The organism is Deltaproteobacteria bacterium (assembly GCA_026129095.1).
Lineage (GTDB): Bacteria > JAGRBM01 > JAGRBM01 > JAGRBM01 > JAHCIT01 > JAHCIT01.
In genome coordinates this window covers 35,372-49,189 of the sequence record JAHCIT010000004.1, presented here as the reverse complement: position 1 = coordinate 49,189, position 13,818 = coordinate 35,372, and the positions used below count along the sequence as shown (strand labels likewise).

Annotated in this window: 9 protein-coding genes; 4 read left to right on the top strand and 5 right to left on the bottom strand. The window is 64.3% G+C overall.

What is annotated here, in order from left to right:
* Positions 1-95 precede the first annotated feature (95 nt).
* Positions 96-2,486, top strand: a complete 2,391-nt coding sequence (locus tag KIT79_06815; GenBank protein ID MCW5829012.1) for a cbb3-type cytochrome c oxidase subunit I — start codon at positions 96-98, stop codon at positions 2,484-2,486.
* 112 nt (positions 2,487-2,598) lie between these two features.
* On the top strand, positions 2,599-3,627 hold the full coding sequence (locus KIT79_06810; protein ID MCW5829011.1) for a hypothetical protein: 1,029 nt from the start codon (positions 2,599-2,601) through the stop codon (positions 3,625-3,627).
* 20 nt (positions 3,628-3,647) lie between these two features.
* Here the strand turns inward: KIT79_06810 and KIT79_06805 are convergent, their stop codons facing one another.
* Both KIT79_06805 and KIT79_06800 read right to left on the bottom strand, forming a co-directional pair.
* On the bottom strand, positions 3,648-4,817 hold the full coding sequence (locus KIT79_06805; GenBank protein MCW5829010.1) for an iron-containing alcohol dehydrogenase: 1,170 nt from the start codon (positions 4,815-4,817) through the stop codon (positions 3,648-3,650).
* Entirely contained in the window at positions 4,814-5,677 is an 864-nt protein-coding gene (locus KIT79_06800; protein ID MCW5829009.1) for a response regulator, read from the bottom strand. Before KIT79_06800 ends, KIT79_06805 begins: the two co-directional genes overlap by 4 nt.
* A gap of 212 nt (positions 5,678-5,889) precedes the next feature.
* Between KIT79_06800 and KIT79_06795 the strand changes: the two genes are divergently transcribed.
* Entirely contained in the window at positions 5,890-7,812 is a 1,923-nt protein-coding gene (locus tag KIT79_06795) for a sigma 54-interacting transcriptional regulator (GenBank protein MCW5829008.1), read from the top strand.
* Here the strand turns inward: KIT79_06795 and KIT79_06790 are convergent.
* Positions 7,805-9,109 (bottom strand): site-specific DNA-methyltransferase, encoded by a 1,305-nt coding sequence (locus KIT79_06790; protein MCW5829007.1) that lies wholly within the window; start codon positions 9,107-9,109, stop codon positions 7,805-7,807. The two genes, KIT79_06795 and KIT79_06790, sit on opposite strands and share 8 nt — an antisense overlap.
* 9 nt (positions 9,110-9,118) lie before the next feature.
* Entirely contained in the window at positions 9,119-9,589 is a 471-nt protein-coding gene (locus KIT79_06785) for a hypothetical protein (protein ID MCW5829006.1), read from the bottom strand.
* Between the two features lie 212 nt (positions 9,590-9,801).
* Here KIT79_06785 and KIT79_06780 point away from each other — a divergent pair, with 212 nt between their 5' ends.
* Positions 9,802-11,145, top strand: coding sequence for a VCBS repeat-containing protein (locus tag KIT79_06780; GenBank protein MCW5829005.1), 1,344 nt, complete (start codon positions 9,802-9,804; stop codon positions 11,143-11,145).
* Between the two features lie 18 nt (positions 11,146-11,163).
* Here KIT79_06780 and KIT79_06775 read toward each other — a convergent pair whose 3' ends face one another.
* Positions 11,164-13,806: an MMPL family transporter gene (locus KIT79_06775; GenBank protein MCW5829004.1), complete on the bottom strand. Its 2,643-nt coding sequence runs from the start codon at positions 13,804-13,806 to the stop codon at positions 11,164-11,166.
* Between the last annotated feature and the right edge of the window lie 12 nt (positions 13,807-13,818).

Below are 13,818 nucleotides of genomic sequence, written 5' to 3'. Positions count from 1 at the left end.
GGATTGATGGACATTGCCGCTGCTTGTTACCGTACATTCCACTGGGCGTAGTTTCTGAAAGTCACCCGTTTGGGTCTTGATTAGAGGTTGCAGCCATGAGTGGAGCTGGAAACAGGAACCGGACGTTCGCCAAGTGGCTTCTGGACAAGAAGACCTGGTGGCTCCATTTCGCGGTCGTGGCCGGAATCAGCATCGTGGGGCTCGTCGCCCTGGGATCGTGGACCTACGAGGGGGCGCCGCCGATCGCCAACTTCGTCTCGCCCGCCGGGGAAACGGTGATTCCCGCCGAAAGGGTCGATCGCGGGAAGGAGATATTCCATCTCCGCGGACTGATGTCGTGGGGATCGTTCTGGGGCGACGGCGCGGAGCGGGGCCCCGACTTCACCGCCGACGCGCTGCACCGGACGGTGCTGGCGATGCGGACCTACTACGAGGACGAGATCAGCCGGGAGCGCGAGCTGACCGGTGCGGACCGGAACGCGATCAGGATGAGGGTGCAGCAGGAGATCCACGAGAACGGATATTCCCCGGAGGAAGACCTGATCCGCATCAACGACGCCCAGGTGTTCGCGCTGCGGGAGCTGGAAAAGCACTACACGCGGATGTTCACCGACTCCTCCTACTCCGAGGCGTTCACCTTTCCCAACTACATCTCCAGCCCGGACGACCTGCAGGCGCTGACGGCCTTTTTCTTCTGGGGAGGGTGGGTCTCCGGGGCCGACCGGCCGGGGGAGAACTTCAGCTACACGCACAACTGGCCCTACGACCCGGATGCCGGCAACCACCCGACCATGCCCACGGTCCTGTGGAGTTTCGTCTCGATCCTCGCGCTGTTCCTGGGGATCATGCTGGTTCTCTACATCTATGGCCAGATGAAGGAACTCCCCGGCGACCCGTTCAACGGGGCCAATGGCGGCACGCTCACCACGGTTGAGCTGGAGAAGGGCCACGACTTCGTCCGTCCCACCCAGAGATCCACGTACAAGTTCTTCGCCTTCGCCATGCTCCTGTTCCTGGTCCAGGTGCTGGCGGGCATCCTGAGCGCCGAGGATTTCCTCGAAGGCGGTCCGGGCATGACGGTCGTCAGCCTGTTCGGGCTTTCCATCCCCTTCAACGTCGTCCGGTCCTGGCACACGCTCCTTCAGATCTACTGGTTCTTCATGTGCTGGGTCGGGTACACGATCTTCTTCCTGCCCAAGCTCGCACCAGTGCCCAAAGGCCAGCGTTTCCTGATCGAACTCCTGTTCGCCCTTTGCGTGACCGTCGGCGCGGGCGCGTTTTTCGGGATCTATGCGGGCCAGATGGGCCTGATGAACGACACCCTGGCCTACTGGTTCGGGAGCCAGGGATGGGAGTTCATGGAGCTGGGGCGGTTCTGGCACATCCTGATGCTGGTGTCCTTTGTCCTGTGGATCGTGATCATCTTCCGGGGCGTCCGGCCCTGGATCTCGAAGCAGAACCTCTGGTCCGTTCCCGCCTGGCTCTTTTACGGCAGCGCGATCATGGTCCTGTTCCTATTTTTCGGGCTGGGGGCGACGGCGAGGACCAACTTCGCCATCTCCGACTACTGGCGCTGGATGACCGTCCACATGTGGGTCGAGGTCACCTTCGAGGTGTTCACCACCTGCATCGTCGGATACATGCTCGTCCAGATGGGGCTCATCAACCGCGCCATGGCCGAACGGGTCATCTTCCTGGCGGTCATGATGTTCCTCGTCACGGCGACGGTCGGCATCTCCCACAATTTCTACTGGATCGGCAAGCCGACGGGAATCATCGCCCTGGGCAGTGTCTTCTCGACGCTGCAGGTGCTGCCGCTGCTCCTCATCACCCTGGACGCCTGGCGGATGCGGAACGAGATCGTGCGCGCCGGAGCGAACCATGCCGGCGGCAGGCAGAAGTTCGTGATGGAAGGCGTGTGGAGATTCATCCTCGCCGTCAACTTCTGGAACATCATCGGGGCCGGCGTGTTCGGATCGCTCATCAACCTGCCCATCATCAACTACTACGAGCACTCGACCTACCTCACCGGAAACCACGCCCATGCCGCCATGTTCGGCGTGAAGGGGAACGTGGCGCTGGCGGGCATGCTGTTCTGCTGCCAGCACCTGTTTCCCAGGGCCTCGTGGAACGAGAAGCTCATCAACCGGTCCTTCTGGTCGCTCCAGCTGGGAATCGTGCTGATGATGACGCTGAACCTGTTCCCCATTGGGCTCTACCAGCTCGCGGCCGTGGTGGAGCACGGCCTGTGGTACGCCCGGACCAACGACTTCGTGACCGGGATGGTATGGCAGACCCTGGCTCACTTGCGAAAGATCGGCGGAACGCTGTTCCTGTTCGGGGGTGTCATTCCGATGGTCTGGTTCGTCCTGTCGAGGGCCGGGCGGCTGGTCCGCGAGGTGGATGTGGGGGCGGACGAGCGCGCGGTCTACGACAAGGAGTGGGCCGCCCACGAGGACGAGATCCTCCGGGCCATCGAGAAATAGCCCTTTCCCGCCGGGTACCTGTCATTCGTCATATCCAGCAAGACGGTTTTGCGTTGAAATCTCCCGGATGATGGCCGAAGGGCCGGGAGGGTTCCGCAGGACCGGACCTGAAATGCCTGAATCCCTGAACAGCCCCGGTGCGCGCCGGTGGGTGCTGGTGGCGGCCACCATCGCCATCGCCGCGGCCATTTTCGCCACCGACTGCCTGACGCCGCGGGGGCTGGCCGTGCCGGTGCTGTATATCATCCCGCTATTGCTGGCCTTCCAGGCCGGGGGCACGGCCGCCATGTTCGCGGTGACAGTGGCGGTCACGCTGCTGGCGGTCCTGGGCTATTTCCTCAAGCCCACGCTCGGCCACGAGTTCGACCAGTTCGCCATTTTCAACCGGATGATGTCGCTGACGGCGGTCTGGGCAACGGCGGCGGGGCTGTGGTTTTTCCGGCGGCTCCAGAAGCGGCTGGAGGACGCCCAGGCGTCGCTGGTGGAGCAGAAGGCTCTCGCCCACCTCGGCGAGATGGTCACGGTCGTCGCTCACGAGGTGCGGAACCCGCTCGCCGGAATCGGCGGCGCGATACAGATCATCGGCGGCCGCCTCCCGGAAGACAGCCGGGACCGGGCCGTGATCGGCGAGATCATGGACCGGCTCGCCAGCCTGAACGATACGGTCAATCACCTGCTGGTCTACGGCCGTCCCCGGCCGCCCAGCTTCCGGCGCATCGGGCTGCTGCCCCTTCTCAATGATTCGGGCGCCCTGCTGGACCGGGATCCCGCCTGCGGCGGGGTGAGTGTCCGCGTCTCCGGCGACGACGTGCGGCTGAACGCCGATCCCGACCTCCTCAGGGAAGCGGTCATGAACCTCCTTCTCAACGCGGCGCAGGCGATGAAGGGCCAGGGTTCCATCGCCATCGGCGTGGCCCGGAGCGGGGCGGCGGCGGAGATCACCATCAGGGACACGGGGCCGGGCATTCCGCCGGAGGCGAGGGAGCGGATCTTCGACCCGTTCTTCACGACCAAGAGCCGCGGGACCGGCCTCGGCCTGCCAATCACCCGCCGGGCGGTTCTGCTCCACGGCGGAACCATCAGCGCCGACTGCCCGCCCGGAGGCGGCACCGTGTTCAGGATCGTCCTGCCGGTGGGGTAGGGGTCATCAGCCCCCCCCGCTCACCACGCCCGTTCTGCAAGCTGCTCGAACAGCTCGCGGGTCATGGGGACGGGGTTGGTGCGGTGGGAGATGTCGGCCATCGCCCCCTCGGCCAGGAGGGCGCCGCTTCCCGGCGGCACATTCACGTCGCGCAGGCGTGAGGGCAGGTCCACCTCGCGGATCAGCGCCCCGATCCGCTGGACCGCCCGGAGCGAAAGCTCCTCCGGGCTTCCGTGCGGCACGCCGAGCGCCCGGCCCACGGCGGCATAGCGCGGGGCGCAGAACTCCGGGTTCAGTTCCAGGTTCATCCGCATCACATGGGGAAGCAGGATAGCATTCGCCGTGCCGTGGTGGACGCGGCAGTGCGCGCCCACGCTGTGGGCGAGCGCATGGACCGACCCCAGAAACGCGTTCGAGATCGCCTGACCGGCGAGATTCGAGGCGACAAGCATCGACATCCGGGCGTCGGGGTTCCCAGGCAGGTGGACCGCCTCGCGCAGGCTGCCCGAAATGAGCGAGACCGCATGGAGCGCCAGCGCGTCGGTGAGCGGCCCCGACGAGAGCGAATGGACCGCCTCGACCGCGTGGGTGAGGGCGTCCATGCCGGTGGCGGCGGTGAGCCGGGCCGGGAGCTTCAGCGTGAGCAGCGGGTCCAGGATCGCGGCGGCGGGGTAGAGGGCGTCGTCCCAGAAGACGAGCTTGGCCGCGCCGTCGCGGATCACCGCCGCGCAGGTCACTTCGCTGCCGGCGCCGGCCGTGGTGGGAATGCCGAGGTGCGGCGCGGCCGTCTTTCCCTTCATCGTCCCGGTGCCGATGAGCGGCCGCACGGAGCCTTCGGTTTTCAGGGCCGCGGCGACACCTTTCGCCGTGTCCATGACCGACCCGCCGCCCAGGCTCACGACACCATCGGCCGAGTGGCGGCGCGCCAGCTCGGTCGCCCGGTCGATGATTTCGACGCCGGTATCGGGCTCCACGTCGAGGAAGGTGCAGGCGTGCAGGGGGCCGAGCGCTTCGGCGAGTGTCCGGGCGGCGGCCTCAAGGCCCCGGTCGGAGACGAGAATGGCCTTGCGGATGCCGGTGTCGGCGGCGATTCTGGCGGCCTTTCCGGCCGAGCCCGCGCCGCCGAAGATCCGCGTCGGCAGCCAGGTCCTGAACCGGGCCTGGCCGCTTGCCAGGAGGGGGCCGCTCATCCGGCGCGCTGGTCCCTGCTGCCTTCCATGAGGTCGTGCACGGTCTTGAGGAGTTCGCGGGAGTCGAAGGGCTTCTTGATGACGGCGAGGTTCGGTTCGGGCTTGACGGGCGGGTCGATCATGGCGGTGATGAAGGCGACCGGGCAGTTGAGGCCGTGGCGCGTGCGGAGCTCCTTCAGCAGGTCCACGCCCGTGCGGTCCTGCATCATCACGTCCACGAGGCAGATGTCGAACGGTTTGGACTGCTCGAACACCTGCACCGCCTCCGCGGAGCTTTTCGCGGTAAAGACCCGGAACCCCTCGTGCTCCAGCAGCACCCGCTCCAGGCAGAGGATCTCGTCATCGTCGTCAATGAGGAGGGCGCGGGCGGCGTTCTCGCTGATCCGGGCCGGGGGCGGCGTCTGCTCGGTGATCTCCTCGCAGTAACTCTTCTGGGTGCTGATCCCGGCGGCCGTCCAGTCGGCCTCGATTTCGTGCCGGAACCGCTGGTTCTCCTCCTGGAGCTTCTTGTACTTCTCCGTCCCGCCGCCCAGCTCGATCACCTTCTGGTCGTGGGTATCAACGCTCCAGATGAACTCGTCGGTGTCCGAAATCCGGTCGAGCGACAGCTTCATGTGCGGATAGGAGGCATTCCCCAGCCGGAGCTGGAGCCGCGTCACCTCGGCCGGGCCGGCCTTGGGCGGGGTCCGTTCCCATTCGGGCCACTGGACCACGTCCTTCCAGCCGCTCTTTTTTTCGAGGCCCCTCAGTTCGAGGATGCCCAGCAGCCGTTCGGGGATGATCTTGGCCGGATAGGCCCGGGCCACATAGAGGTCTATGGCCTTCTTTAGAAGCGGGTAGGTGAGGTTCTTGAGTTTCAAACGGTTCGTTTGCCTGCTGCCTGTCGCGTTGCGTTATAAAGGAGAGGCTGTTCTTTCCCCAAAGCAGCACAAGAGCCTAACGGAGGCGGGGGCGGGCGGCAACGGTTATTCGCTTGGGAACCGGCTGAAACTTAAAATACATAAATATATCAGGCAGTTACGCCGAAAATACCCTTTTCGGGCCATGCCCGTGTAGGATAACCCCCTTAGAGATGATCCGGATCGAATTCATCGCCGGCCCCCGCAAGGGCGAACAGGTCGAGATGGACCGCGAGGCCGTCACCTTCGGGCGGCGGGCCTCCTGCGACATCGCCATTGACAACCCCTACGTGTCGGGCGAGCACGGCCAGCTCTACCGGTCGGGCGAAAAGCTCTACTTTTCGGACCTCGATTCGACCAACGGGACCGTCCTCACCCGGGACGGCAGGGACCGGCTGTTCAGGTCCGAACGGCTCGAAATCCTCCCCGGCGACATCCTGACCCTGGGGGGCGTCCAGTCGGACATGTCGTTCCGGGCATCGGTCCTCCTGCCGGAGACCGGCGGCGCGGACCCCGGCGACGACACCCGGACGGTGCTGTCGGTCCGCAAGGCCGAGGACCGCGCCACCGTGGACGGCCGGATCGGGCGCGACACGGCCGCCCTCGCGCAGGTCTACCGGCTGTGGCGGAAGCTGGAACAGGTCCGCCGCCCGGAGGAAGCCTGGGAGGCGGTGGCCGACGCCGCCGTGGCCGCCTTCGAGAAGGCCTCGCGGGTGACGATCCTGGTGAAGAACCGCCGCAAGCGGTTCGAGGCGGCCGTCTCGCGCACCCAGTCGGGCGCGGCGCCGCAGGAGCCCTTCATCCTCTCGCGCTCGCTGCTGGAGCAGATGGCCGCCCGCCGCGAATGCCTTCTGGTCGAGGACGTGCCGGCCCGGTTCCCCACGGCCGGGTCGGTGGCGGCGTCGAAGATACTGTCCTGCCTGTGCGCCCCGGTGATGAGCCAGGGCGAGTTCCGGGCGATCATCCAGATCGACAACAAGACCGAGGCGAGGGCGTTCGACGAGCGCGACCTGGACCTTCTCCTGGTGATCTCCGGCGTCACCTCGCGGGTGGTGGAAAACCTCGAACTGGTGGAGGAACTGAGGAAGAAGGCCGACAGGCTCGCCGAGGAGAACACCTACTGGCGCTCGCAGTTCGGCCGCTCGCTGGGGGACATCGTGGGAGGCTCTGTCCCCATGCAGGCGGTGTTCGAGAAGCTCCGCAAGGTGATCGGCACCGACACGACCGTGCTCATCGAGGGCGAGACGGGCACCGGCAAGGAACTGGTCGCCCGCGCCATCCACTACGGCGGCCCCAGGGCCGCGCAGGGGGAGTTCCGCGCCGTCAACTGCGCCGCGCTGGCCGAGACGCTGCTGGAGAGCGAGCTCTTTGGCCACGTCAAGGGCGCTTTCACCGGGGCCATGAACGACAAGAAGGGGCTGTTCGAGATCTGCGACGGAGGCACGCTGTTCCTGGACGAGGTGGGCGACATGCCGGCCGCGATGCAGGTGAAACTGCTCCGGGTGTTGCAGGAAGGCGAGTTCAGCCCGGTGGGCGCCACCGAAACCCGCAAGGCGGACGTGCGGATCGTGAGCGCGTCGAACAAGAACCTCGAAACGGAGGTGAAGGCGGGCCGGTTCCGCGAGGATCTTTTTTACCGCCTGAGCGTTTTCCCCGTGCGCGTGCCGCCGCTCCGGGAGCGGGGCGAGGACGCCGCGCTGCTCGCCGCGCATTTTCTCCGCAAGCTCGCCCGCGAGGGCGGCCGCCCGGCGCCCGTGCTCTCGGAAGCCGCCCGGCAGGCGATACTGGCCTACGGCTGGCCCGGCAACGTGCGCGAGCTGGAGAACGAGATGCAGCGGGCCGTCATCAACCTGGACGGCGGGACCGAGGTGGGGCCGGAGCACCTCTCGGAGCGCGTGACGGACGGCGGACCGGGCGGGGAGGGCGACGCCGACCGGGGCAACGGCACGCTGAAGGCGCTCCTTGAGCAGCGCGAGCGCGAGATCCTCCAGGAAACCCTGCTCGCCACCGGCGGCAACCGCACCCGCGCCGCCGAACTCCTCGGCTTCTCCCGCCAGGGCTTCATGAAGAAGATCGCCCGCTACGGGATCAGGTAGGGGGCTTCTGGAATACTATGATCCGGTTGGTATTGGTGCCCTTTGAATTGTTGTCCACGCCCCAGCAATTCGCTGTTTTGGTAAATTTCTGGTCATTAATGAGAACCAGAACCGGGCCCAGTCCAGCAGATATGCCACATGGCACGACTGCCTCTTCAAGGCGGACTTTTCCGCCTCTTACTTCGCCGACTTCAAATGCGACATAGCCGCCGGGCTTCAAGACACGACACACTTCTTTCAGGACGGCGGTCATGTTGTTCATCCAGTCAGCAAGTTTCCTGGACATGGTGATTGCGAGCGATTGAGCATCAATTCCCAAAAACCAGCAACGCAACCAGTTATCTCCGGCATAATCAACCACATCCAGAAAAGGCGGGGATGTCACGACTAGGGAAACCGATTCCGATGGGATATCCGGTGTATTGCTGGATTGCCCGGTTAACAGTAACGATCGTAATGATGCACTGGTGAGGCGCTCTAGATCAGTTCTGGTCAGATCCTTTTGCAGAGACTTTGTTTTTTTAAGTATGATTGCACTGATGTTACGCTCATCTGGGGACTGGTTTCGTTGAGAATTGATCTTGCGCTGGGTTTCAACCGAAACCGCCTGGTTAGGCGGCATGGTGTATACGGAAAAAAAACCGCGGGAGTGGCCGGTTAATCTGTTTATTGCAACCATCTGAATCCATCGGTCCACCTTATCCAGGGATTTATTCCCCGCCTTGTGCAGCAAGTAGTTTCGAAGGGCACAAATATGCTGCAATGTTCGGGGATGATAGAATACAAGCAAATCGTCAGGGATATCCTGTGGCGAATCGAAATCTATGGTGCGTAACCGTTTCTCAATATCATTTATATCCGGCGGTTCCAGTCTTGGTCTCACGATGACCTGACTTAGCGGGTTTACGTCGCATCCTGCCGGGGTTCTGCCCAGCAATGCGGCCTCGATTATGGTGGTCCCGCGCCCCATAAACGGGTCATAAACCATATCCTTTGGACTGGTCAGCCGCTCAATGAAAAAGCGCGGTAACTGCGGTTTGAAACAGGCGCGGTAAGAGATCTCATGAATTGAATGAGCAGCACGTTGCTTTGCAGTCCAGAATTCATTTATGTAATAACTGATATGAAATGTTTCGTTATTTGAAGCATTAACAATGGTGCTATTGGAATTGACTATTGTCTGTTTGCCAAACTCGCTGAAACGTGAAAGTTCGTCTTTCAGTAGGTTTGGAGATAACTGCGCGTCCACATGACCGGAATTGTGGGTATCAAAAAAATCGTGTTGAAGTGCTTTCATGGTTATAAATTACAAATCGGATATCAGCGTTAATGCCTTGCCCCGGGTTACTTTTGTTGTTGTACCCAGTTGATTTTGATTCCACCACTGCCGCACGGCTGAATGCGGTATTTCCCAATATGGGACGTCCGGAAAAGCTTCGATATCGGACACCAAAAATCCGGCAATATGGTCAAGCTTTTCAATGAAACCGGTTTCTACGAAGGCTCGTCCTGAGCCGACCATGTAGCTGGGACAAAAATAAATTCCCCCCTTGGAAATACTCCTCACTTCCCACTTGTGACCTTGGGCGTCAATCAAGTCGAACCCAGCTCCTTCAGACGGTGCAAGCTGCCCACCGACCTCTGCCGCGAGCCGTCTTTCAAGCAGGAAGGAGATACGCCTTCCGTCAGTAAAATATTCTCGCACATCTTTTTCATCGATTTTCAGGGCGAGGGCGAGTTCGCTAAGGTTCCACGAAATCAAACCTCTTGGTCGCATTGGGAACAACCCCACATCTGCCGCGCTAGCCCGCTCATTTTTATATCGGCAAGCAGGGCCTAATCAAGCATAAACATGAACTGGTTTCCGGTCCGCTTCGCCCCCATCCGTGCCTCGTGTCACGGCAGAATAACGGATTCTCAAATATTATTACAGAGGCGCGATGTGCGCCGTCGGCAGTCCGGGCCGCTGCCCGGCCAGAGGGAGAGCGAGTGAAGCAGAAGCCGCTATGGCCGGTGCTGGCCGGATGTTTGGCCGCCGCCCTCGTGGCGCCTGCTCCGGCAGTGCGGGCCGATCCGGCGACGGCCGCCCGCTTCGACCGGGAAACCGCCTACCGGACCATGGAGGGCGGCGAGGGCACGACGCTCATTCGCGGGGACTTTTCAGGGGCGGACGGACTCGACGACATCGTGGTGCTGGATGCGCTCTCGAACTCCTGGTGGCTTCACCAGGGCGACGGCCGCGACGGAGGCGGCATCCACGACGGCACGTTCACCCTCCGGTCCAGCGGCCCTCTGGGCGTCAACCTGGTCCGGTCCGCCGCGCCGGGGTTCCTCGACGGCGACGCTTTGCTCGATTTCGCCGTCGTCGGCTATTCGCCCGGTTCCCTCTCGGTCATGCTGAACGACGGGGAGGGCCATTTCCGCACCGGGCAGGTGATTGGCTTCCCGCCGGAGAGCGGCCCCGTCTCGGTCGCCGTCATCGGTGGCGGCCGCCCGGCCAGCGCGATCCTTGTCGCCATGTACGGTTTGGGCGAGGTCCACCATTTCGTTGCGGCCGGTTCCGGCCGGTTCGAGCCGCACCCCGTCCAGCCGGTCATCGGCGTGGGGCTGAAACCCCAGTTCCTGCTTGCCGAAGGGTTCGGCCCGGCTTCCGGCCACCCGCCCCCGCTGGACCTCAACCGGGACGGCAGGCCGGACGTGGTGACGGTGAACTACGGCGACGGCAGCGTATCGGTCCTGCTCGGATGCGGGGCCGCCGTCCCCCCGCCGGGTTGTCTCCCGCGGAACCTCGCCGGGACGTTCTCCGCCCCGCGGCACGAGGTGGTCTCGCTGCCCGGCGGCACCGTCTCCACCGGGGGCGCGGGCACCGGGATCCGGTCGGCGGCGGCCGGGGATTTCAACGGGGACGGGGCCGACGACCTCGCCATCATCGAGTATTCGGCCACGGGTTGCACGGTCCACACGCTGCTGGGCAGGGGCGACGGAACCTTCCGGCCGGGCCCCGGGTCATCCGTGCCGACGGAGACGGACAGCCGGGCGGGGATCGTGCCCTCCGGGTCGGGGCCATTCATCGCCGCGGGGCACTTCAACACCGACGGCATTCCCGACCTCGTCTTCCCCATCGGGGGGAACGGCGATTTCGCCATCATCATGCTGGGACAGGGGGCGGACGGGGTTCCCACGGGCTTGTTCGCTCCGGCGGCGGCGCTGGTGACCAGCGGCCCCGCCTGGAACGTGGCCGCCTCGGATGTGAACGGCGACGGGATCTGGGACATCTACCTGTCGCTCGTCTCCAGCCCCGGCGCGCAGCTCTCCGTGTTCGTCAGCAGGTAGGAGGGGCCGCGCCGCCCCCTACTCCACCAGCATCGCGCCGCCGGTCCTTCTGGCCCGTTCCTCCTCCAGAAGGATCACGGCCGGCTTGAACAGCAGGGCGGAGGTGACGCAGGTGATCTCGCCGATGATGGCGATCCACCCGAAGTTCTGCATCGCCTGGTTGAGCGAGAGCGTCATCATCGCGTAGCCGATGATCGTCGTCCCGGCGCAGAGCAGCACCGCTCCGCCCGTGGAGTGGAGCGTCTTCTCGATGGAGCCGGGGCCCTCCAGCGCGTACCGCTTGAACACGTTGATGTGGTAGTCCACGCCGATCCCGATCGTGATCGGGATGACGACGAAGTTGAAGAAGTTGATCTTGAGATCCCAGATTCCCATGCAGCCCACCAGCAGCAGGATGCCGTAGAGCAGGAAAAAGAGGATGAAGACGGTCTTCTTCAGGCCCCCGAAGCTGACGAAGATGATGCCGAAGACGCCCATGAGGCACATCGCCGTGGCGACCGGCCCGTCCCGGCTGATGGCGGCCAGCATGTCGGCGAACAGCATCGCGTCGCCGGAGGTATGGACCGTCTTGCCGTTTTCCAGCGTGTAGCTCTCGATCTCCGAGGCGAACCGGAGCAGGTTCCGGCCGTTCGACAGCGACACGTCAGGCTTGGGCTGGATCAGCACCACCTTGTCGAAGGTGCCGTCACGCTCGGTAAACCGCTTGCGGATGTTCTCCGGCAGGTCGGCGATGGTGACGGGCCGGATGTCGAACGCCTCGCGGAACTCGTCCAGACGCTTGCGGTGCTTTTCCGACAGCCAGCCCATCGGCTGCCGCTCGACCATCTCGCGGATATCGCTGATGATGCGGATCTTCTCCTCCTGGTTTTCGGGAAGCTGCGTGAAGATCGAGTGGGCCCCGGTGATGGTCGAGCCCGGAGGGCCGGCCGCTTCCAGCTCGTCCCGCCTGGCGTTGGCCGCCTCCACCAGCATGGCGGCCTCCTCGGCGCTGTCCACCAGAAAGACCGACCCGCCGCCGCCGCCCTCCAGCTTCATGTCCCAGGTGAGGCGGCGGAAGTGGACGTAGGTCGCGTTGGGGTCGTCGCGGCTCCTCAGCTTCGAGAAGTTGTACTCGAACGGATCCTTCAGGAAGATCCAGACGAAGAACATGCTGATGACCGTCAGGGCGCCGCACGCGGCGATGATGGCGCGGGGGGCCTTCACGACGGCCTGCGCGATCCAGGCCGAGCCGAGCCGCCCCTCGTGGTCTGTCTGCCTCCGGCCCGGCGCGACCATCGGCCGCCACCGCTCGGTGAGAGTGATGAGGGCGGGGATGATCGTGTAGGAGGCGAGCCAGCAGAACACCATGCCGAGGCCGCCCATGAAGCCGAACTGGGAGAAACCCTTGAACGAGGTGAAGATGAGCACGCCGTAGGCGGCCGCCGTGGCGGCCGCGGCCGTCTGGGTCGCCTCGAAGGTGTTTTCGGCGGCGCTGACAATGGCATCTTCGGGGACAAGACCGCGCTCGCGTTCCTCGAAATACCTCGCCATGAGGATCAGACTGAAGTTGATCCCGTTGCCGATGATGATGCTGGCCAGGAACGCCGTCTGCTGGTTCAGGTAGCCGATCTGGAACCAGCTCACGGCGAACGTCCAGCAGATCGCCGCCAGCACCGCGACGGTCATGAACACCACCGGCCGGAACCGCCGGTAGTAGAGCAGGATCAGGGCGAAGCAGAGCAGGATCGTGAGCGCCGCCGTGCGCACGGTGTCGGTGACGACGGCCGTGACCTCGTAGTTCGACCGGGCGATGGAGCCGGTGAGGCCCACCTCCATCAGCGGGTTGTAGTTCTTCGCGGGGGCGAGGCCGTCAATGATCCCCTGGATGGTCTTCAGCAGCCGGCCGGAGCCGCCGAAGTCGAGCCCGCTCCCCAGGGCCGTCACCTGGAGCGCGACGACCGAGTTGGGGCCGAGTTCCCGGCCGTCGGGCAGGACCGCGCCATTGCCGTTGGTGAAGTAGCCGTCCGTGTACATGGACTGCTTCTTCTCCCGGTCGCCGTACTTTTCCTCGATGTCGGCCAGGTCGAAGCCGGGGTCTTCCAGCAGGTCTTTCACCGCGACGGGAGAGTTCTTCACCCGCTCGAACCGGAGCTTGATGTCCAGCCGGTCCTGGATCTCCGCGAGATCCTCGGTGTCCATGAACAGGTATTTGTACTTGCGGTAGAACTCGTGGTCCTCGGTGTTCTGGTAGACCACCTGCCGGATCAGGGTGCCCTCCAGGGGCTTCAGCTTCCCGGCGATGTCGCCGGCGAGCCGCTTGGAATCCTCGAAGCAGCCTGGATCCTTCTTCGTCTCGCAGTAGATGACGACGAGGAGCCCGCGCTCGCTGCCGTACCGCTCGCCGAGCTTTTTCAGGTTCTGCACCGAGCGGTCGGTCTCGGGCAGCAGCGAGGCGAAATCGGTCCGCACGTTGGTCACGAGCCGGTAGGCGAACACGGCCGACAGGGTGGTGATCGCCGCGATGACGAGAAGCGTTTGTACGGGGTTCCGGGCGGTGAGGCGGGTCCAGCGGACGACGGCGTCGCGCAGGCGGGCCGAGAGGGGGTTGCCGGTGCCGGGAGGCGGACCGGGCTGGGAACCGCCGGACTGCGCCGCCGGACGTGCCTTGGACTTTCGGCTCATGCGGGCTGCTGC

Coding starts and splice junctions, on each gene's coding strand:
- KIT79_06790 (MCW5829007.1), bottom strand. CDS start 9,109: ATGAAAGCACTTCAACACGATTTTTTTGATACCCACAATTCCGGTCAT.
- KIT79_06785 (MCW5829006.1), bottom strand. CDS start 9,589: ATGCGACCAAGAGGTTTGATTTCGTGGAACCTTAGCGAACTCGCCCTC.
- KIT79_06795 (MCW5829008.1), top strand. CDS start 5,890: ATGATCCGGATCGAATTCATCGCCGGCCCCCGCAAGGGCGAACAGGTC.
- KIT79_06775 (MCW5829004.1), bottom strand. CDS start 13,806: ATGAGCCGAAAGTCCAAGGCACGTCCGGCGGCGCAGTCCGGCGGTTCC.
- KIT79_06805 (MCW5829010.1), bottom strand. CDS start 4,817: ATGAGCGGCCCCCTCCTGGCAAGCGGCCAGGCCCGGTTCAGGACCTGG.
- KIT79_06815 (MCW5829012.1), top strand. CDS start 96: ATGAGTGGAGCTGGAAACAGGAACCGGACGTTCGCCAAGTGGCTTCTG.
- KIT79_06810 (MCW5829011.1), top strand. CDS start 2,599: ATGCCTGAATCCCTGAACAGCCCCGGTGCGCGCCGGTGGGTGCTGGTG.